This window comes from Humibacter albus DSM 18994, from assembly GCF_000421825.1.
Classification (GTDB): Bacteria; Actinomycetota; Actinomycetes; order Actinomycetales; family Microbacteriaceae; genus Humibacter; species Humibacter albus.
This window is the reverse complement of record NZ_ATXT01000002.1, coordinates 30,304-50,011: the sequence shown is the minus strand read 5'-3', so window position 1 is coordinate 50,011 and position 19,708 is coordinate 30,304. Positions and strand designations below refer to the sequence as shown.

Below are 19,708 nucleotides of genomic sequence, written 5' to 3'. Positions count from 1 at the left end.
GGGTGGACGAGGGATGCGCTCGCCTACGTCAGGAAGCCGTCCTCGGCGGCGCGCCGGATGAGATCGGCGCGCGTGCTCGTCGGTCGCCCGACCCTGCCGTACTTGTCGCGCACGCGGCGGAGGTAGGTCTTCGCGGTCTCGAACTGCACATGCATCTCGTCGGCCACCTCGGAGGTGGACTTGCCGTCGACGTACAACAGCAGCGCTATCCGCTCGCCGTCGCTGAGGTGCGGCTTCGTGGCCGGCTGCACGAAAGAGGCGACGCGCGCGGGTGCGCCGGCGCCGGCATCCATCAGTCCCATCACGCTGCGGGCGGTGGCCATCACATCGCGGACGGGCTGTGCCTTCGACAGGAAGGCGAGGGCACCCGCGCCGAGGCAGCGGTCGCGCTCTTCGGGGGTGTCGAGCGCGGTGAGCACGATCACGGATGCCCCAGCCGCCCGGCACGTGCGCACCCGCGCCTCGATGGACACCTTCTCGGACAGATTGAGGTCCATCAACACGAGATCGACCGGGAACGCCGAGGAGTGCACGAGCTCGACCCAGGTCGGTGCTGCGACCGCGAGCTCGAACAGCGGTTCGTGGTCGCGAATCCAGTTCGACAGGGAGTCGAGCAGCAACTCGTGATCGTCCAGGATGCCCACGCGCACCGGCGTGCGCGCCTCACGCGGGTTCAAAACCGAGCCTCATCGTCATGATCGCCTCATTCCTCGTCATGGACACGTCGCCCGTGAGGCCCCGCAGCACGCTCACGAACGGCCGCGCGGTTCGGCGCGCAAGACGCCATTGTGCCGCCAGAGGTACCGAAACCTCGAATCGTGCACGCGCCGACGGCCCGACGGTCGGGGCCGAGGCGACGGTGATGCGGGCGGCGACGATGTCGATCGCCCCGAGTCCCGCCAGTTCCTTCAGGCACGCTGTCAGTGCCGCTCGTTCCCGCGAGCCCATGCGCGGCAACAGACGTTCGGGGTCGTCGACCGCGCGTGAACTCATCCCCGTCGTCTCGATGAGGCCCTCGACCCACGTGATACGGGACTGTTCGAGAGCGTGCTCGCGAAGTCGAGCCGATACCGTGGCCGCTGCCACGACGTCGCCGGCCGTGACGAAGCCTCGGTCCGCAATGGATGCCAGCAGCGGCAGCGTCACGCGCCGCAACTCGTCGAGTTGGGCCCGATGCAGGGCGTCGTGTTCGAGCATCCGCAGCTCCGGTTCGATATCGACGATGCTTCGGCGTGCCGAGGTGAGCCAGTCGATGCTGTACCGGGAGAGGATGGCCCCGCTCGTCGCGGCAACCGCTGCGAAGACCAGTACCGGAGTCATCGCGACGACCGCATACACGTACGGAGTGTTCGCGATGCTCAGCGTTCCTGCCTGGCCCGCCGCCAGCGCTCCGACGACGATCGCTCCGAACACGCCGAACACGCCGATCTCCCGCGGCGGGCGCAGCCAGAGCAGCCCGAAGATGAACAGTCCGATGCCCAGCTGTCCCCAGTCGTCCTGGATGTACTGGTTGTGCCCCCACGTCGACACAGATGACAACGCCGCGGCGACAATGGCGCACACGACCACGAGCACGGCGCCGACCGCTCCGAGCCTGCCCGAGCGTGGATGAGCCGCGATGGTCAGCAGTGTTCCGCTCACGACGAGAAGAAGAACCGCTGCGGTCGCGATCTCGGGATGCCTGATCTCCGCGCTGCCGGCGATGTCACGTGAGATGGCATAGGCGACGGCGATCACGCTGACGAGCGGGGCGAGCATCCAAGATGCGACGGCGCCGATGGGGTCCAGTCGTGCCGGGATGCTGGACAGCACGGTCGCCGCCATCAGCTGTGCCCTTCGTCGTCGAGGGACGGCACGATAATGAGCACCGAGGTTCCGGCGTCTGGCTTCGAGAAGACCGACACAGAGCCTCCGACCCGTTCGACGCGGCCGATCACCGAGTGCAGCAGGCCCATGCGGTCGTTGCCCTCCGCCGTCAGCGTGGCAACGTCGAAGCCGCGTCCAGCATCCACGACGACGACCGAGACGGCGTCGTCTGAGGAGGAGAGCATCACCTCGGCGCGAGACTGTCCTGAGTGCTTCTGCACGTTGACCAAGCACTGCCGCGCGGCCAGGCCGAGAGCGCGTCGCTTGTGCCCCGACAGGGCGGCGTACGGCGCGCGGTCTCCGCTGACATCCACGATGAGCCCGGAATCGCGCGCGTGCTCGATCGCCTCGGCGAGCTCGCTCGTGCGCCACTCGCCCTCATCGCCGCCTTCGCGGGGGCTCGAGGAGGCGAATGGATCTTGGGTCCAGTGGCGGATGTCGGAGGTGATCCGCTCACGGAACCGGGCGGTGACCGGCCCGGGCGTCGCCGACGCCACCGCGGCGAGCTCGCTGAGGGTCGTGTCGTGCAGTTCGGCGCGCAGTTCGGCGGCGACAGCTCGGCGGATCTCGTCCGCCCGCTGTTCCCGCAGGGTGCGGAGCATGAGCGTGTGCGCGCCTCGGTAGGCACCGCGGGTGATGCCATGGAACAGGAGCAGCACCATGAAGAGGATGTAGGTGGTGAGCGAGATCGAATCGAGCCGGAACTCCCGACCCGCCACCAGCGCCGCCGCGAACACGGCGAGGTCGCCCGACGCATACGCCAGCGTCGCCCAGATGACGCCGACACGGGCATCCGGCCCGGAACCACCGATGAAGATCAGGGCGATCAGCGGCAGCGCCACAACGAAGAGATCGGTGTCGGTGTACGACTGCGTCTGATGCAGCAGCACAACGGTGTAGACGAAGGTGGATGCCCACCCCACGACGACGTAGATCACCTTCGCCAGGGTGGCCCGCGTGATCATGACCGCCAGCATGGCCGCCATCATGGGGAGGAGGCAGCCGGCCACCCACCAGCGGCCACCGCCGCCGAGTTCGGTGAAACCGGGGGCGAGGACCGACACGAACGCCGCAGCGAGGCAGATCAACGCGGCAACCTGCGTCGACACCGCGACAGCGCGATTGCCTGCATCGCGGGCGACTTGCGCCGGGACCCCCAGAGACATCGCTCAGGATTATGACATGCGACGAGCGCCGACCTGTACCCCTTTGTTGTCCCCCGATAATGCATCCGGAGATTCCTGCGTCGATTCGTGACACATTCTCAGTCACCTGGTCCTCCTGCGTATCGGAGTCGACATGTCAGAACAGCGTGAGCCGTTCTTCGGGAGCAACCGGGGCGGGCACGAAGGCCGGCCGCACCCGCTCGGCTCCGTCGCGCTGACGCACCCGATCACCGTTCTCGTCGCGCATCGCGTTGAGCGCAGCGGAGCGCACTCCGCCCGTGATCGGGTCTTCCTCTCCTCTGCGCAGCCCGTGCGCGGCGATCAGGGGCTTCATGCGCGCCGCCAGCCACTTGCGGTAGCCGACCGGCGCGTAGGACTGCGACCCGTACATGGCACGGTACTTCGGCAGCAGTTCAGGATGCTCGCGCTCCAGCCAGAGCATGAACCACTCCTTCACACCGGGGCGCAGATGCAGCGCGGTATACAGCACGGACGTGGCGCCCGCGTTCTTCGCGGCCGCGAGCGCCGCATCCAGATGCGCACGGGTGTCGGTGAGGTACGGCAGGATCGGCATCATGAACACGGCGCAGTCGAGCCCGCGCTCCCGTACCGCGCGCACCGTCTCGAGACGCGCCTTGGTACTCGGCGTGCCCGGCTCGACCGACTTCTGCAACTCGTCGTCGTAGACCGCGATCGAGAGGGCGAGGTCCACGGGAACGTGCGTGGCGGCATCCTCGAGCCGGTCGAGGTCGCGTCGAAGCAGCGACCCCTTCGTGAGGATGCTGAACGGTGTACCCGATGAGGCGAGCGCATCGATGATGCCCGGCATCAGCGCGTAGCGCCCCTCTGCCCGCTGATACGGATCGGTGTTCGTGCCGAGAGCGACGGGATGCCTGCCCCAACTCGGTTTCGCCAGCTCCTTGCGCAGCACCTCGGCCACGTTCACCTTCACGACGATCTCGCGATCGAAGTCGGTGCCCATGTTGAAGTCGAGGTAACGATGGGTGGGACGGGCGAAGCAGTACAAGCATGCATGACTGCAGCCCCGATACGGATTGATGGTCCAGCCGAACGGCAGCGCGCCGCCACCACCAGGCACCTTGTTCAGGGCGGACTTCGCCAGCACCTCGTGGAACGTCACTCCCGCGAACTCCGGCGTGCGCACGGAACGCACGAGGTTGTTGAGACGCGCCAGACCGGGAAGAGCATCCTTCTGCTCCGAGGTGATCTCTTGGCCACTCCACCGCATGGCAACATTCGAACATTTATTCGGCACTATCGCAACCTCGCCAGGAGGGATAGTCGATCTGAGCTGCGGATTCCACCGCGGCCACCGCCGGGGCTGCTGTGGCTGTGGCTGTGGCTGTGGCTGTGGCTGCCGCCACCGCCACCGCCACCGCTGGGCTATCGCGCCAGCGACTCCAGCGCCAGCTCGGCGCCCTCCCACCGCTGCCGCAACCAGCGATCGTGGCTGGCGACGACCACCGCCCCCGGGTAGCCGCCGAGGGCATCCTCGAGCTCACCGGCAAGAGCGAGCGACAGGTGGTTCGTCGGCTCGTCGAGCAGGAAGACATGCGGCGGCTTCGCGATGATCAGCGCCAACGCGAACCGCCGCTGCTGTCCCACCGACAGGGACCCGACGGGCCGATCGACGTCACGCGGAGCGATCAGTCCCAACGACGTCAGCGGCAACTGCTCGGCCCGCCGTTCCCCCATCGCCTTCTCGTACATGGCGCGCGGACTGGCGTCGGGATGCGCGAACCGCACGTCCTGTTCCAGCAGGCCGACACGCAAGCCCCGGCGACGCGTCACCGTGCCGGAGTCCGGCACGATCCGCCCCGCCAGCAGTCCGAGCAGCGTGGACTTTCCCGCGCCGTTCGCTCCGGTGACGAGCACGCGCGCAGCGGGCTCGACGCGCAGGCGGGCGACGTGCAAGCGGTGCCGCACGGAGACATCCGTCACCTGAAGCAGGGTCCCGGCGGCATCGTCCAGTGCATGACTTCCGCCCGGGATGCCCGCGAAGCTCAGCAGCGCGGACGGCTTGCGCACCTGGCTGCGTTCGAGTTCGTCGACACGCCCTTGAGCGTTGCGCACGCGTCGGGAGGTCTGAGCATCCACCCGCTGGCTCTTGAACTTGCCGATGAACTTGTCGTTGTCGCGGGGCGTCCGCGCGCCGTGCGACCGAAGACCGCGCGCTGTCACGGCAGCGTCGTGTCGCAGCTTCTTCAGCTCGTCCTGCTCGTCGCGGTACTGCCGTTCCCAGCGGTCGCGCTCCGCCGCCTTGAACCCGAGGTAGGCGCTGAACGCGCCCTCACCGGTCGACGGTTTCCCGAAGACGGTGGCGCCGTTCCCGGATGCGCGCACGGACTCGCGCGCACCGCTGACGGCCCTGCCGCCGCTCTCTCCGCCCGCAGGGGAGCCGGCGAGCGACTCCGCACTCGCGCGCGACGGGTCGAGGTCCACCAGCGCGGTGGCGACCGCATCGAGAAATACGCGATCGTGGCTGGCGAAGAGCACCGGCCCGTGCCACTCGACGAGTTGGCGTTGCAAAAACTCCACGGCCTCGTCATCCAGATGGTTTGTCGGCTCGTCGAGCAGGAGCGCATCCGGCCTGCTCAGCAGCAACGCCGCCATCGCGAAGCGGCTGCGCTGGCCGCCGGAGACCTGGCCGAGTGTGCGCTCCAGCGGGATGCCCGCCACACCCAGCCCCGCGAGCACACGGTCACGGCGCGCATCGGCGCTCCAGACATCCGCTCGTTCGGCTGCGGCGAGTGCGCGGTCGTATCGGTCCGCTGCCTGCTCCATGCCGATCGACGTGGATGCCTCGGCCAGCGCCGCGCCCGCCGCGTCCAGTTCGCGCTCCACGGCGCGCACCCCCGCGAGGGCGTCTTCGATGACGGAGCGCAGCGTCTCGTGCGGCGCGAAGCGCACCTCTTGCCAGAGCAGTCCGGTGCGCGCGGGACGCGCGACGGTGCCGCTGTCGGGCGCCTCCGCGCCCGCCAGCACGCGCAGCAGCGTCGACTTGCCGACTCCGTTCTCGCCGATCAGGCCGACCCGCGCACCGGGCGGCACGACGAGCGAGACGTGCCGGAGTACCGGCCGCAGTTCGTAGGCGAGCGAGACACCGTCGGCCCGGATGTGGTCGGCGCGTGTGAAGTCAGCGCGAGCCGCGCCGATCCCGCTGGAGTGGGCGCGCGGCGGCTCGACCTTGACGGAATGGACGGGGCTGGTCCTGATGTCGGTGGGGTTCGAAGGTGCAGTCATGGGGAACCGCCTCTCGGTGGGCGTGCTCGCGAGCGCGAACGTGAAGTTCCCGCCGGGCGTGGGCATCCTCGAATCGAAGAGAACCGGACGACATCACGGAGCGGCGCCGAGACCGAGCACGGTCATGTGCACCACCGGTGACGGTGGCCGTTCTTCGCCGGATGCGCTGCGGTGCGACGTGAAATGGTCGCGAATCCGCAGGGGTCGAGCCTCATGCGCGGGACGAAGGTGGTCACTTCTTCATAGCTCGCGAGACGTTACCAGAGGCGGCGCCCTCTGTCCACCGCGCGCGCCGGACGGGACGGGCGTGCGGCCCCGACGACCGCAGCCCCGGCCGGCGAGACATACCGATTCGGCCGAGACATACCGCAGCGCGGGCGGTTTCACCCGGATCGGTACGTTTCACCGTCGCAGGCGGCGGGTCAGCCGGCGAGGTCGAGCACCTTCGACGTCTCCGCGATGACCTCCGCGGCCTTGGCCGGCTGATCGTTCAGCGTCGTCCCCATGGTGGGGATGAGCTCGCGCAGCTGCGGCTCCCAGGCGGTCCACTTCTGCGGGAAGCAGCGCTTCAACAGATCGAGCATGATCGGTACGGCGGTCGAGGCCCCGGGGGACGCCCCGAGCAGACCGGCGATGCTTCCGTCGGATGACGCGACCACCTCGGTGCCGAACTGGAGCACTCCGCCGCGGTCGGCATCCTTCTTCATCACCTGCACGCGCTGCCCGGCGGTGATGAGCTCCCAGTCCTCGCTCTTGGCGGTCGGCATGAACTCCTGCAGCGAGCGCACCCGCTTGGCCCGTGAGGCCAGAAGCTCGGAGATGAGGTACCTGACGAGGTCGAAGTTGTCGCGGGCCACGGCCAGCATCGGCCCGATGTTACCGCCGCGGATCGATCCCGGCAGGTCCCACCAGGAGCCGCGCTTGAGGAACTTGGGGCTGAAGCCCGCATACGGGCCGAAGAGCAACGAGGCCTCCCCGTTCACGACGCGCGTGTCGAGGTGCGGCACCGACATCGGCGGAGCGCCCACGGCTGCCTTGCCGTAGACCTTCGCCTGGTGCTGCGCGACGATCTTCGGGTTCGTGGTGCGGAAGAACTTGCCGCTGATCGGGAAACCACCGTAGCCCTTGATCTCGTCGATCCCGGTGCTCTGCAGCAGGTGCAGCGCACCGCCACCTGCTCCGACGAAGACGAACCGGGCATCCACGGTGTGCGGGGTGTTCCCCACCGTGTGCTGCACCTTGATGCGCCAGTTGCCTTCTCTGGCGCGGCGGATCTTCTTCACGCGGCAGTTCGTCCAGAGCTCGGCGCCGCGTTCGGTCAGCCCTTCGACGAGCTCGTGCGTGAGCGCGCCGAAGTCGACGTCCGTGCCGGTGGTGATGCGCGTGGCCGCGATCGGCTCGCGCTTGCGGCCCTTGATGAGTAGCGGTGCCCACTCACGGATCACCTTGTGGTCTTCGGAGTACTCCATGCCGGCGAACAGCGGCTGGTCCTTGAGCGCCGCGTACCGCTTGCGAAGGTATTTCACGTTGTCTCCGCCGCGCACGAACGTCATGTGCGGAGTCGAGCTGATGAACGTGTTCGGCAGATCGCCCTGCTTCACGAGTGACGACCAGAACTGGCGGCTGAGCTGGAACTGCTCGTTGATGCCGATCGCCTTCGTGGCGCTGACCGTCCCGTCTTTCGCCTCGGGCATGTAGTTCAGTTCACACATGGCCGCGTGTCCGGTGCCGGCGTTGTTCCACGGGTTCGAGCTCTCCTGGGCGACGTCGCCGAGGGTCTCGTAGATGCGAATCGTCCAGTCCGGCTGCAGTCGCTGGATCATCGTGCCCAGCGTGGCGCTCATGATGCCCCCACCGATGAGGACTACATCTAACGGGGCTCGGGAATCACTCACTCGATCAATTGTATGGGGCTGTCACGGATGCCCTGCTCGCGGACGGCGTCGCGATACCGCTCCCCCACCGGCACCTCGACGGGGACCGTGTTTCCTGCCGGCGCGAGCGGACACGCCCAGGCCGGGTCGTAGGCGCAGCTGGGGTTGTAGGCGAAGTTGAAGTCGAGCACGATCGAGTCGGGTCGCGCCCCCGGGCCGAGATCGGCGCCCTTCACGGTGTCGAGGAGGTAGCGACCGCCGCCGTAGGTTCCGTTCGCGCGGCCGGCCGAGGCATCCTTCACCGGTACGAAGAGCCCGCCGGCATACGACCGCAGGCGCCACACATCGAGGCTGCCGACCTCGGGCACCCGCACGATGCCGACGCGTTCGAACGGCACGATGCCGTCTGTGCCGGTCTGCACGTTCCACTCCACGTGCTCGGCGGCTTCGATCGACAGATCGAAACGCCACGCCGGGTCGTACCGCGGTACGGGAAGCCCCGAGAAGCCTGCGCGGTCCTGCGGCAGCACGGGGCTCGCCGCATGCGTCGCGAAGAGCACGTCGCGTTCCACCACCCAGGCCGCGTGCGCTGCGGCAGGGTCCTCGGTCGAGATGTCGCGCACCAGGTCGTAGAGCGCGAAGACGCGGCGGCGCCAGTCCGCCACGTCGAGAGCGGAGCGGATGCCTGTCATGCGGCCAGACTACGGAAGCCGCCTCGGCGACGCCCCGGGGCGCGTCAGACGGCGACGGCCGCTGCGGCCCGCTTCTTGGCCGCCACCAGCTCCGCGATCTGCACCGCGTTCAATGCCGCGCCCTTGCGCAGGTTGTCGTTCGAGACGAACAGCGCGAGGCCGCGGCCTTGCGGCGCACCCTCGTCCTGTCGAATGCGGCCGACGTAGCTGGGGTCGGTTCCGGCGGCCTGGAGCGGGGTCGGGACATCCGAGAGCGCGACACCCGGGGCATCCTTCAGCAGCTCCGCAGCACGCTCGGGGCTGAGGGGCCGAGCGAACTCCGCGTTGACCGACATGGAGTGGCCGGTGAAGACGGGAACGCGCACGCACGTGCCGCTCACCAGCAGTTCGGGGAGCTCGAGGATCTTGCGGCTCTCGTTGCGCAGCTTCTTCTCTTCGTCGGTCTCGTTGAGCCCGTCGTCGACGATCGAGCCCGCCAGTGGCACCACGTCGAACGCGATCGGACGCACGTACTTCACCGGCGCCGGCAGCTCAACGGCGGTGCCGTCGTGCACGAGGCCGAGCAGATCGCCGGATGCCACGGCCGCCTCGGCCTGTTCGGCCAGCTCCTGCGCTCCCGCGAGTCCCGAGCCGCTGACCGCCTGGTACGTGCTGACCGTCAACCGCTGCAGCTGCGCCTCGGCGTCGAGCACCTTGAGCACGGGCATGATCGCCATCGTGGTGCAGTTCGGATTGGCGATGATGCCGCGGCCTCCGTTGGCCGGGTCTGCGGCGTCGAGCGCGTGCGGGTTCACCTCGCTGACCACGAGCGGAACCGCGGGATCCATGCGCCAGGCGCTCGAGTTGTCGATCACGACGGCACCTGCGGCTGCGAACTTCGGCGCGTAGGCACGGCTGCCGGCGGCACCGGCGGAGAACAGGGCGATGTCGATGCCGCTCGGATCGGCGGTCTCGACGTCTTCGACCACGATCTGCTGGCCGTCGAACTCCAAGGCGCGCCCAGCCGAGCGGCTCGTGGCGAACAGGCGCAGCGTCTCCACCGGGAACTCGCGCTCGGCCAGAATGCGGCGCATCACCGTGCCGACCTGCCCGGTTGCGCCGACGATTCCTACGGTGAGCCCGTTGCCCATGCCAGTTCCTTAGCGCTCATGCGGCCGTAGTGCTCGCGCGGCCGCGCACGCGTACCACCGCCGCCAAGAAGGGGATTGGCTTTCCATTCTGCCAGACCTGCGCCGATGCACGCCCAGTGCCGGATTCATCCGACGTCTCCGCGGTACCATCGCGTATGGCCGTCACTGACGAAGCGATCCTCAAGATCAAGGAGATGATCACGAGCGGGCGACTGGCGCCCGGCGATCGTCTTCCGCCGGAGAAGGAGCTCAGCGAGAGCCTCGGTCTGTCGCGCTCCTCACTGCGCGAAGCGGTCAAGGCGCTCGAGGTCATCCGGGTTCTGGATGTGCGTCGTGGCGACGGCACGTACGTCACGAGCCTGGAACCCCGGCTTCTGCTCGAGGCTCTTTCGTTCGTGATCGACCTGCACGACGACAAGTCGGTGCTGGAGATCTTCGGTGTGCGGCGCATCCTCGAGCCTGCCGCGACGGGACTGGCCGCCATGCGCGTCAGCGACGAGGAGGTCGCGGAACTCACCGAGCTGGTCGACAGGGCCGCCGCCGACGACATCGAGGCACTCGTCGAGCACGACCTCGTATTCCACTCGAAGATCGTGAAGGCGAGCGGAAACGACTACCTCGCCGAGTTGATCGACTCCATCTCCAGCCACACCGTGCGCGCACGCATCTGGCGCGGCCTCACCCAGGGCAGCGTGATCGACCGCACGATCGCCGAGCACAGCGGGATCGTCTCCGCTCTGCGCGAGCACGACGCCGAGCTCGCCTCCGCCCGCGCGCTCACGCACATCGCCGGCATCGAGGACTGGCTGCGTACCGCGGTGGGCGCCACGAGCGATCCGATACCGCGACCCCTGGCAGAGGACGACGCCGCCTTGGACGACGCCGCTTCAGACGACGCCGTCGCGCCCGCCGCGGGCGCGGACAGCCTGCGTCGAACGACACCGACCACGAAGGAGTGATCGAAACATGAGAATCGCACTGCACTCGACGCTCCGCGCCGGAGCGATCGACGACTATCTGCGCGAGCACGCCCGCGTTCCCGACGACGTGCGCGATCTGTTCGATCGGGCGGGCATCCAGGACTGGACCATCTGGCGTTCCGGCGATCGGCTGTTCCACCTCGTGGAATGCGACGACTTCGAGAAGGCGATGGAGATCATCCGCGCCGACGATGCCGACCGACGGTGGCAGGCACACATCGGAGCGTTCGTCGACGACTTCTTCGGACCCGACGGCGAACCCGCATACGCGCCGCTCGAGGGTGTGTGGCGCCTGGGCGAGCAGCGCGAGCAGGATGCCGCGGCCCACGTCGACCTCCCCGACATGGGTCTCGACTGACGTGGCAGGGCCTGCACACCGGTTCATCGACGCTCACGTGCACGTGTGGGACCTCGGGCGACTCAGCTACCCGTGGCTCGAGAGCGACGCGGTTCTCGGCCGCACATTTCTGCCCACGGACGTCGATCGCGGGATTCTTCTGCCTCCGGAGACGCCCGGTGCCGCAGACGACATCGCCACAACAGGCATGGTCTTCGTGCAGGCGGCGTGCCGCGCCGACCAGGCGCTCGAGGAGGCGCGCTGGGTCGCCGGGCTCGACTGGCCGGAGCTCGTGGCCATCGTCGCCGATGCCGACCTGCGCTCCGGCGACGCCCTCGACCGGCACCTGGATGCTCTCGCAGGCGTGCGCGTCGCGGGCGCGGGTGTCACAGGTGTCCGCCACCTGCTCCAAGATGAGCCGGACGACCTGCTTCGGGATGCTGCCTCCCGCGCCGCTCTCGTCGGCGGGCTGCGCCGGCTGGCCGCGCGCGGACTCACGTTCGACGTGTGCGTGCGCCACCGTCAGCTCGACACCGTCACCGACCTGCTCGAAGAGGTACCAGAGCTGCCCGTGGTGCTCGACCACGTCGGCAAGCCACCCGTCGACGCCGGGCTCGAGAGCCGCGAGGGCAGCACGTGGGCGAAGTCCATCGCTCGACTCGCGCGACTGCCGCTCGCGCACGTGAAGCTGAGCGGGCTGGCGGCCGAGGCATCCTCGACGAGCACGCTCGACGCGCACGCCAGGGAGTTCCTCGAGCACGCGTTGCGCGCGTTCGGTCCGGACCGCGCCATGATCGGCAGCGACTGGCCGGTCAGTGCGCTGACCGGAGCGACCGGCACGCTCGCCACGTGGCGCGAGCGTGTGCGCCGGGCCGCGGATGCCGTCGGCCTCGACGAGCGCGCGATCGCATCGATCGAAGGCGAGACGGCCGCGCGGTTCTACGGCGTCACGCCGGAATGAAGCCGTCGGCGGCGAGCGCCGCCCACAACTCGTCGGGAATGGGCGCGTTCATGCGCTCGATGTTCTGGCGCACCGAGTCGGGGTTCGCGCTGCCGACCACGACCGAGGCCACCAGCGGATCCCGCAGCGCGAACTGCAGCGCGGCGGCCGGCAGTTCCACCCCGTGCGCGGTGCAGACTCGGGCGAGTTCGCGCGCCTTCTCGATGACGGATGCCGGTGCCGCCTCGTAGTTGTACGTCGCGTCGTCGGGCGGTACCGGCCGTGCGAGCAGTCCGGAGTTGAAGACGGCCGCCGCGACGATGTGCGTGCCGCGGTCCTCGCAGGCGGGGAACAGCTCGTCCAGCGCGGGCTGCTCCAGCAGCGTGTAGCGTCCGGCGATCATGACCAGGTCGAGGTCGCCCTCGCGCACCGCGCGCGCGGCCGCCGCGGCGTCGTTCACGCCCACGCCGACAGCAGCGACCAGCCCCTCCTCGCGCAGCTTCGCCAACGCCGGCAGCCCTTCGCGCAGACCGCGATCGAGGTCGTACACGTCGGGATCGTGCAGGTAGAGGATGTCCACCCGGTCGAGTCCCAGACGCTCCAACGATTCCTCGACGCTGCGCCGGATGCCCGCCTCGCTCGGGTCGAAGCGCCGCACGAGATCGTCGGGCACGTCGTACTGGTCGGCGAGGTCGCGACCGCCGGCGAACGCCGGGTTCGGCTCGAGCAGCCGACCCACCTTGGTCGAGATGACGAACTCGTCGCGCGGCTTCTCTCGCAGGAACGCGCCGATCCGGCGTTCGCTGAGCCCGAGGCCGTAGTGCGGTGCGGTGTCGAAGTAGCGGATGCCGCCGTCCCACGCCGCGTCGAGCGAAGCGCGGGCTCGCTCGTCGCTCACCTGGTGATAAAGGTTGCCGAGCGGGGCCGCACCGTAGCCGAGGCGAGGCAGCTGCAGGCTCATGCGCGGGCATCCTCAGCGATGATCTCCCCTTCGATCGGGTCTGCACCCGGCTCCTCGACAAGCACGGTCGCCGCCTGTCCAGGCCGCCACTCGAACTCGTCGAGTGACGCCGGGATCATCTCGGTGCCGGCACCCGGTGCCGTGGGTGTCACGTAGCGGCCGTTGGCGATGACGGCAGGGGTCACGAAGTGCTCGTGCAGGTGATCGACGAACTCGATCATGCGGCCCTCCATGGTGCCGCTGATCGCAACGAAGTCGAACATCGAGAGGTGCTGCACGGCCTCGCAGAGGCCGACGCCGCCGGCGTGCGGGCAAACCGGGACCCCGAATTTGGCCGCGAGCAGCAGGTTGGCGATGTTCTCATTCACGCCGCCGACGCGCGCGGCGTCGATCTGCATCACCTGAACCCCGCCCGCCTGCAGCAGCTGTTTGAACACGACCCGGTTCTGAACGTGCTCCCCGGTCGCGACGCGCACCGGTGCGACGCCGCGGGCGATGGCGGCGTGGCCCAGGATGTCATCAGGACTCGTCGGCTCCTCGATCCAGGTCGGCTCGAACTCGGCGAGCGCGCTCACCCAGTCGATCGCCTCCTGCACGCCCCAGCGCTGATTGGCGTCCATGGCGATCGGGAAACCCTCGCCGAGCACCTCGCGTGCGATCCGGAACCGGCGGATGTCATCGGCCAGGTCCGCGCCGACCTTCAGCTTGACCTGCTCGAAGCCGTCCGCGACGGCCTCCCGGCACAGCCGTGCGAGCTTCTCGTCGGAGTAGCCCAGCCACCCCGGCGTCGTGGTGTAGGCCGGGTAGCCGAGATCGAGCATCCGCTGGATGCGCTCCTCGCGGCCCGGTTCGGCGTCACGCAGGATCTGTAGCGCCTCCTCCGGCGTGAGCGCGTCGGTGATGTAGCGGAAGTCGACGAGCGAGACGAGCTCCTCGGGGCTGAGCCTCGACAGGTGCAGCCAGAGCGGCTCGCCGGCGCGCTTGGCGCGCAGGTCCCAGAGCGCGTTCACGACGGCGCCGATCGCCATGTGCATGACGCCCTTCTCGGGCCCGAGCCAGCGCAGCTGCGAGTCGTGCATGAAGAGGCGGGACGCCGCGCCCATGTCCGCGAGCAGGTCCTCGGTGTTCAGACCGATCAGGTGGTCGCGCAGTGCGTTCAACGCCGCGACTTCGACGTCGTTGCCACGCCCGATCGTGAAGACGAAGGCGTCGCCGGTGAGGCCGTCGGCTGCGTCGGTGCGAATCGTCACGTAGGCGGCGGAGTAGTCGGGATCGGGGTTCATGGCATCCGATCCATCGAGGGAGAGGGATGTCGGGAAGCGCACGTCCCGGGCGTCGACGGCGACGATCGTGCTCATGGTGTCCTTACTCTGCGTCGGCTCTCGGCTCTCGGCTCCAGCCCGATTCACGCCGCCCGCACGGCGCACGTGACGGGTGACTCGCGTCACGGGTGGAATTGACGACAGCCTAAACATCCGATGTTTGGTGTGTCAATGGCGGAACGATGTGCAACAATCGGCAGGGACAGGCATTCTCGGGCCATGGACAGTTCCGATGTTCAGTCGGGCTCGCCCGAATCGCGCTTCCGTGGACATGCGATCCCGAACGGTTCCACGGGCCGCCTCACGCACGAAAGGAATGGCATGGCCGCCGACTTCACCTCACTCGTCGCGATCGTCACGGGAGGCGCGTCAGGCATCGGCGCCGCGATCACCCGCCGGCTGCGCGCGGAGGGCGCGCGGGTCGCCGTGTTCGATCTCGCACCGCAGGCCGCCGGCGCGGATCTCGCTGTGCGCGTGGATGTGGGCGACGACGCCACCGTGGTCACCGGCGTGCAGCGAGTGATCGACGAGTTCGGCCGCCTCGACATTCTCATCAACAACGCGGGGATCGGGGCCGCCGGCGACATCACCGGAAACTCCGACGAGGAGTGGCACCGCGTGCTCGACGTCAACGTCGTCGGAATGGCCCGCGTCTCCCGCGCGGCGCTCCCCCACCTGCGCCGGTCGCCGTCGCCCGCGATCGTGAACACGTCGTCCGTGGCGGCCACCACCGGCCTCCCGCAGCGCGCGCTGTACTCCGCGTCGAAGGGAGCCGTGCTCGCGCTGACCCGTGCGATGGCCGCGGATCACCTGCACGAGGGCATCCGCGTCAACGCCGTGAACCCGGGCACCGCCGATACCCCTTGGGTCGGACGCCTGCTGGACGCCGCGCCGGACCCGGTGGCGGAGCGCGCCGCACTCGAGGCGCGCCAGCCGCACGGTCGCCTCGTCACTGCGGAGGAGATCGCAGATGCCGTCGCCTACCTGGCCGGCCCCCGGGCGGGGTCGACCACGGGAACGTTCCTGGAGGTGGACGGCGGCATGGCCGGCCTGCGGCCCCGGCCGCGGGAGTAGTCGCGCTGCCGTAGCGGCGCTCGACGTCGCCGGCCTTGCTGGCGCCGATCCCGCAGACGCGCGTGCCTCTAGTGTGTTCTTCACACGAGAGGAGCACGCGTGACCGAGGCGCCGGAGCGATACGGATTGATGTGGCCCGGAAAGCGCGCGGCGGCACGATCGGCGCAGGCACGGGCATCCACTCGGCTCATCGATGTGCCGGAGCTCTCGGTCGGGCCCGGTACGAGCGACAGCGGCGGCGGCACAGGCGACGGTGCGGGCGACAGCGACGGTGCGGGCGACAGCGGCGGTACGGGCAACAGCAGCGGCACGAGCGAGAGCAACAGCACCGGCAACACCATCATCGTTGGCGACAATCTCGAGGTGCTCCGGCTGCTGCGCGACACGCACGCCGGCGCGGTCAAGCTCATCTACATCGACCCGCCGTACAACACGCGCAGCGACTTCGTCTACAACGACGACTTCTCGATCGGCGTGCGCGAGTTCCGTGACAGGCACGGACCGCACGATCCCCGTGACGGACCGGATTCCGGCGCTCGCCTCCACGCGGACTGGCTGAGCATGATGTACCCGCGTCTGATCCTCGCGCGAGAGGTGCTGGCATCTGATGGGGTCGGGTTCGTCAGCATCGACGGCAACGAGGTCGCTCAGTTGAAGCTGATGCTGGCCGAGGTCTTCGGGGCGCGCAACGTGGTGGCGACCATCGTGTGGGTGAGCAACCTCAAGGGGCGGCAGATCTCGATCGGCGGACCCGCGGGAACCCACGAGTACATCGTGTGCTTCGCGCGGGATGCGGAGGCGATCGCACGGTTCAGGGGGTCGGGCTCCGAGTTCCATGAGCGCATGCCCGCCGTGTATCGGCGGCCGGGCTACCGCGTCAAGCACGACGAACACGGACCGTATGTGACGAAGAACGAGCTCTACAACACGAACTCGAGGTTCAACGAGCGCACGGCACCGACGCTCGTGTATCGCATCCACTTCAATCCGACGACGGGCGAGGTACGGGTCAGCGACGTGGATGACGACACCGAGTTCCCGGGATTCGTCACCGCACTGCCGCATCCGAATCACCGGGACGGACTGCGCTGGCACGCCTGGCGCTGGAGCCGCGCGAAGGTGCTCGCGGACTCCGACGACCTGGAGTTCGAGGTGTCGGGCGCGTCGCTGCGCATTCGCACCAAAGTGCGTGATGTCGACGGCATGACGCTGAAGGATGTGATCCTCGGGCCGACGACGGCGGAGGGGCAGGCCGATCTGGATGCCCTCGGCATGCGTCATCTGTTCGAGACGCCGAAGCCCGTGTCACTGCTGCGTACCCTGATCGCAGTGGCCAGCGACGACGACGACCTCGTGCTCGACTTCTTCGCCGGATCGGGCAGCACGGCCCAGGCCGTGCTGGAGCAGAACGCGGCCGACGGCGCACGGCGGCGCTTCATGCTCGTGCAACTGCCCGAGCCGGTGTCTCCGCGATCGGACGCGGCGCGCGCCGGGTTCGAGACCGTCGCGGCGCTGACGGTGGAGCGCGTTCGGCGGGCGGCCGAGCGGGTGGGACAGAATCATCCGACCGTCGACTGCGGATTCCGGGTGCAGCGGCTGGCGACGGCGAGCGAGTGATGCCGGGACCTCTGCGAGGAGGTCGACGTGCGGCATCCATGTGTGCTGCGACATCCACGTGATTCGCGGCTGCGTGCACTACATTCGCAGGATGCGCAGACGAACCCCCGCGGTGCGTGTGCACGCCACTGCCGTCGCGCTCGTGATCGCCGCGCTCGCCCTCACCAGCTGTTCGAGCGGCCATTCGGACCGTTCGGACCCGACGGGCACGTCCGCATCGACTGCCGCTCCGACGGCCACCATCTCCACGCCCGTGCCGACTCCGACGTCGACGCTACGCAAGGGCACGAGCTCCGATCCCTTGCGTTACGTGGCGCTCGGCGACTCGTACTCGTCGGGCATGGGCGGCGGGAGCGCCCACGGCGGTTGCTATCGCAGCCCGCACGCCTACGCGAAGCTGCTCGCGAAGGCGAAGTCGATCAACCTGGTCGCGTTCAAGGCCTGCGCCGGCGCCACGACTGAGGACGTGCTCCGTTCCCAGGTGAAGTCGCTCGATGACAACGTCGACCTCATCACCATCACCATCGGTGGCAACGATCTCGACGTGAGCACGCTCCCCTCGGTGTGCGGCAACGGGGAGAGCAGGTCGTGCAAGGCCGCCGTGCACAATTCCGTCGCCTTGCTGAAAACGCTGCCGAAGAAGCTCGAAAAGACCTACGCGGCGATCGCCAAGGCTGCGCCGAACGCTCGCATCCTCGTGGCGGACTATCCACTGTTCTACGACCTGCCGCCGATCACGGAGAAAACGATCGGTTCCCAGGAGCTGTCGGCCGCTGTGGCGGTCGACGCGGCAGTGGCATCGCTCGACGCGACCATCGCGGATGCGGTGGAGAAGCAGCAGGAGGCGGGCACGGACATCCATTTCGTCGACATCTCGTTCAACGGGCACGGCGTGAATGCGAAGAAGCCGTGGTTCGTGCTCAGCGGTCTCGAGGCGTTCCACCCGACGGCGACCGGCTACGCACGCTACGCCAAGACGCTGCGACCGCTGACGACGTAGGCCGCGTTCGCGCTCCGGCCGGCGTGCACCGTACCCGTGTTGAGTCGGGCTCTTCTCTTATCGCCCCGTGCCGGCGTAGACGATCGCTTCGCTCTCGGCGTCGAGGCCGAATGCCTGGTGTACGACGCGAGCGGCTTCGGCGACGGTGTCGGCACGCGTCACGACCGAGATGCGGATCTCGCTGGTGGAGATCATCTCGATGTTGATGCCGGCGGTGTAGAGCGCGTCGAACAGCGATGCCGAGACACCGGCGTTGGAGCGCATGCCGGCGCCGACCAGCGCGAGCTTGCCGATCTGGTCGTCGTACTGCAGCGATTGGAAGCCCACGTCGCCCTTCTCTGCGGTGAGCGCCTGCAGAACGCGCTGGCCGTCGCCCTTCGGGAGCGTGAAGGAGATATCCGTGAGGCTGGTCGCCGCCGCCGACACGTTCTGCACGATCATGTCGATGTTCGCGTTCGTCTTGGCCACGATCCTGAAGATCTGCGCGGCCTTGCCCGGAACATCCGGAACGCCCACGACCGTGATCTTGGCCTCGCTCATGTCCACTGCCACACCGGCGATGATCGGCTCTTCCACTGTCTTGCCTCTTTCTTGAAGCTTCTGCTGGAGCGCTGCAAGCTGCTCCGTGTAGCTGTCCGACGTTTCGTTGAGCACGTACGTGCCCTCGTTGTTGTTGAACGATGACCGCACGTGCAGTGTGACACCGTGCCTGCGCGCGTACTCGACAGCGCGAATGTGCAGCACCTTCGCGCCGGCCGCGGCGAGCTCGAGCATCTCCTCGCTCGTGATGTGGTCGATCTTGCGAGCCAGCGGAACGAGGCGAGGGTCCGAGGTGAAGACGCCGTCGACATCCGTGTAGATCTCGCAGATGGATGCCTGGAGCGCCGCGGCGAGCGCCACCGCCGTCGTGTCCGACCCGCCTCGACCGAGCGTGGTGATGTCGCGCGACTCCCGGCTGAAGCCCTGGAACCCCGCGACGATGACGACCGCTCCCTCGTTGAGCGCCTCCCGGATGCGGCCGGGAGTCACATCGACGATGCGAGCGGCACCGTGTCGGGCGTCGGTGATCATGCCGGCCTGGCTGCCCGTGAACGAACGCGCGTCGTAGCCCATCGACTTGATCGCCATCGCGAGCAGCGCCATCGAGATGCGCTCGCCCGCGGTGAGCAGCATGTCGAGCTCGCGCGGCTCGGGAATCGGCGTCACCTCGTGCGCGAGGTCGATGAGCTCGTCCGTCGTGTCGCCCATGGCGCTGACCGCGACGACGACCTCATTGCCCGCCTTGCGCGTCTCGACGATGCGCTTCGCGACGCGCTTGATGCTCTCGGGGTCGGCGACGGACGAACCGCCGAATTTCTGCACGATCAATGCCACGCGGAGACTCCTGAGGGTGGGATGCGACGCAGCAGGCGGATGCCGGCGCTCACGTCTGGTATCCCAATCTTACCGAGCGCTCGATGCCACTCCGTTCCGCGTGACGAGAGC

General features: G+C 68.5%; 16 protein-coding genes and 1 pseudogene. 6 read left to right on the top strand and 11 right to left on the bottom strand.

All coding sequences use genetic code 11. The features are described from left to right. Positions 1–23: 23 nt before the first annotated feature. The 8 genes from H623_RS0100645 to H623_RS0100610 all read right to left on the bottom strand — a co-directional run bounded on the left by H623_RS0100645 (position 24) and on the right by H623_RS0100610 (position 9,992). Positions 24–677, bottom strand: a complete 654-nt coding sequence (locus tag H623_RS0100645) for a response regulator transcription factor (RefSeq protein ID WP_022899022.1) — start codon at positions 675–677, stop codon at positions 24–26. Continuing rightward, positions 664–1,824: a hypothetical protein gene (locus H623_RS0100640; protein ID WP_022899021.1), complete on the bottom strand. Its 1,161-nt coding sequence runs from the start codon at positions 1,822–1,824 to the stop codon at positions 664–666. The genes H623_RS0100645 and H623_RS0100640 overlap by 14 nt, the downstream gene beginning before the upstream one ends. Further along, positions 1,824–3,032: a sensor histidine kinase gene (locus tag H623_RS0100635; protein ID WP_022899020.1), complete on the bottom strand. Its 1,209-nt coding sequence runs from the start codon at positions 3,030–3,032 to the stop codon at positions 1,824–1,826. Before H623_RS0100635 ends, H623_RS0100640 begins: the two co-directional genes overlap by 1 nt. Positions 3,033–3,168: 136 nt before the next feature. Next, positions 3,169–4,281, bottom strand: coding sequence for an Rv2578c family radical SAM protein (locus H623_RS20680; protein ID WP_022899019.1), 1,113 nt, complete (start codon positions 4,279–4,281; stop codon positions 3,169–3,171). Positions 4,282–4,436: 155 nt separating this feature from the next. Next, on the bottom strand, positions 4,437–6,296 hold the full coding sequence (locus tag H623_RS0100625) for an ABC-F family ATP-binding cassette domain-containing protein (RefSeq protein WP_084485467.1): 1,860 nt from the start codon (positions 6,294–6,296) through the stop codon (positions 4,437–4,439). Positions 6,297–6,718: 422 nt separating this feature from the next. Continuing rightward, entirely contained in the window at positions 6,719–8,191 is a 1,473-nt protein-coding gene (locus tag H623_RS0100620) for a malate:quinone oxidoreductase (RefSeq protein ID WP_022899017.1), read from the bottom strand. Further along, on the bottom strand, positions 8,188–8,862 hold the full coding sequence (locus tag H623_RS17030; RefSeq protein ID WP_022899016.1) for a DUF1684 domain-containing protein: 675 nt from the start codon (positions 8,860–8,862) through the stop codon (positions 8,188–8,190). The genes H623_RS0100620 and H623_RS17030 overlap by 4 nt, the downstream gene beginning before the upstream one ends. A 44-nt stretch (positions 8,863–8,906) precedes the next feature. Beyond that, positions 8,907–9,992 carry an aspartate-semialdehyde dehydrogenase gene (locus H623_RS0100610; RefSeq protein WP_022899015.1) on the bottom strand — a complete coding sequence of 362 codons (1,086 nt, stop codon included), beginning with the start codon at positions 9,990–9,992 and terminating at the stop codon, positions 8,907–8,909. Positions 9,993–10,147: 155 nt separating this feature from the next. On the opposite strand from H623_RS0100610, the pseudogene H623_RS17025 reads away from it, so the two are divergent. The 3 genes and pseudogenes from H623_RS17025 to H623_RS17015 form a co-directional block, all read left to right on the top strand. Beyond that, positions 10,148–10,813 (top strand): annotated as a pseudogene (locus H623_RS17025) (FadR/GntR family transcriptional regulator); the annotation flags it as partial. Between the two features lie 145 nt (positions 10,814–10,958). Next, positions 10,959–11,330 carry an L-rhamnose mutarotase gene (locus tag H623_RS17020; protein WP_022899013.1) on the top strand — a complete coding sequence of 124 codons (372 nt, stop codon included), beginning with the start codon at positions 10,959–10,961 and terminating at the stop codon, positions 11,328–11,330. Between the two features lies 1 nt (position 11,331). Then, positions 11,332–12,270 carry an amidohydrolase family protein gene (locus H623_RS17015; RefSeq protein ID WP_022899012.1) on the top strand — a complete coding sequence of 313 codons (939 nt, stop codon included), beginning with the start codon at positions 11,332–11,334 and terminating at the stop codon, positions 12,268–12,270. On the opposite strand, the gene H623_RS0100590 is transcribed toward H623_RS17015, so the two are convergent. Then, positions 12,257–13,210 carry an aldo/keto reductase gene (locus H623_RS0100590; protein WP_022899011.1) on the bottom strand — a complete coding sequence of 318 codons (954 nt, stop codon included), beginning with the start codon at positions 13,208–13,210 and terminating at the stop codon, positions 12,257–12,259. The two genes, H623_RS17015 and H623_RS0100590, sit on opposite strands and share 14 nt — an antisense overlap. Continuing rightward, positions 13,207–14,568, bottom strand: a complete 1,362-nt coding sequence (locus H623_RS17010) for an L-fuconate dehydratase (protein ID WP_022899010.1) — start codon at positions 14,566–14,568, stop codon at positions 13,207–13,209. Before H623_RS17010 ends, H623_RS0100590 begins: the two co-directional genes overlap by 4 nt. Positions 14,569–14,853: 285 nt before the next feature. On the opposite strand from H623_RS17010, the gene H623_RS0100580 reads away from it, so the two are divergent. The 3 genes from H623_RS0100580 to H623_RS17000 all read left to right on the top strand — a co-directional run bounded on the left by H623_RS0100580 (position 14,854) and on the right by H623_RS17000 (position 18,223). Continuing rightward, entirely contained in the window at positions 14,854–15,606 is a 753-nt protein-coding gene (locus H623_RS0100580) for an SDR family NAD(P)-dependent oxidoreductase (RefSeq protein ID WP_026939755.1), read from the top strand. 99 nt (positions 15,607–15,705) lie between these two features. Next, positions 15,706–17,223 carry a site-specific DNA-methyltransferase gene (locus H623_RS17005; protein ID WP_022899008.1) on the top strand — a complete coding sequence of 506 codons (1,518 nt, stop codon included), beginning with the start codon at positions 15,706–15,708 and terminating at the stop codon, positions 17,221–17,223. Positions 17,224–17,314: 91 nt separating this feature from the next. Then, positions 17,315–18,223, top strand: coding sequence for a GDSL-type esterase/lipase family protein (locus H623_RS17000; RefSeq protein WP_157560846.1), 909 nt, complete (start codon positions 17,315–17,317; stop codon positions 18,221–18,223). 57 nt (positions 18,224–18,280) lie between these two features. On the opposite strand, the gene H623_RS0100565 is transcribed toward H623_RS17000, so the two are convergent. Next, positions 18,281–19,597: an aspartate kinase gene (locus H623_RS0100565; protein ID WP_022899006.1), complete on the bottom strand. Its 1,317-nt coding sequence runs from the start codon at positions 19,595–19,597 to the stop codon at positions 18,281–18,283. Between the last annotated feature and the right edge of the window lie 111 nt (positions 19,598–19,708).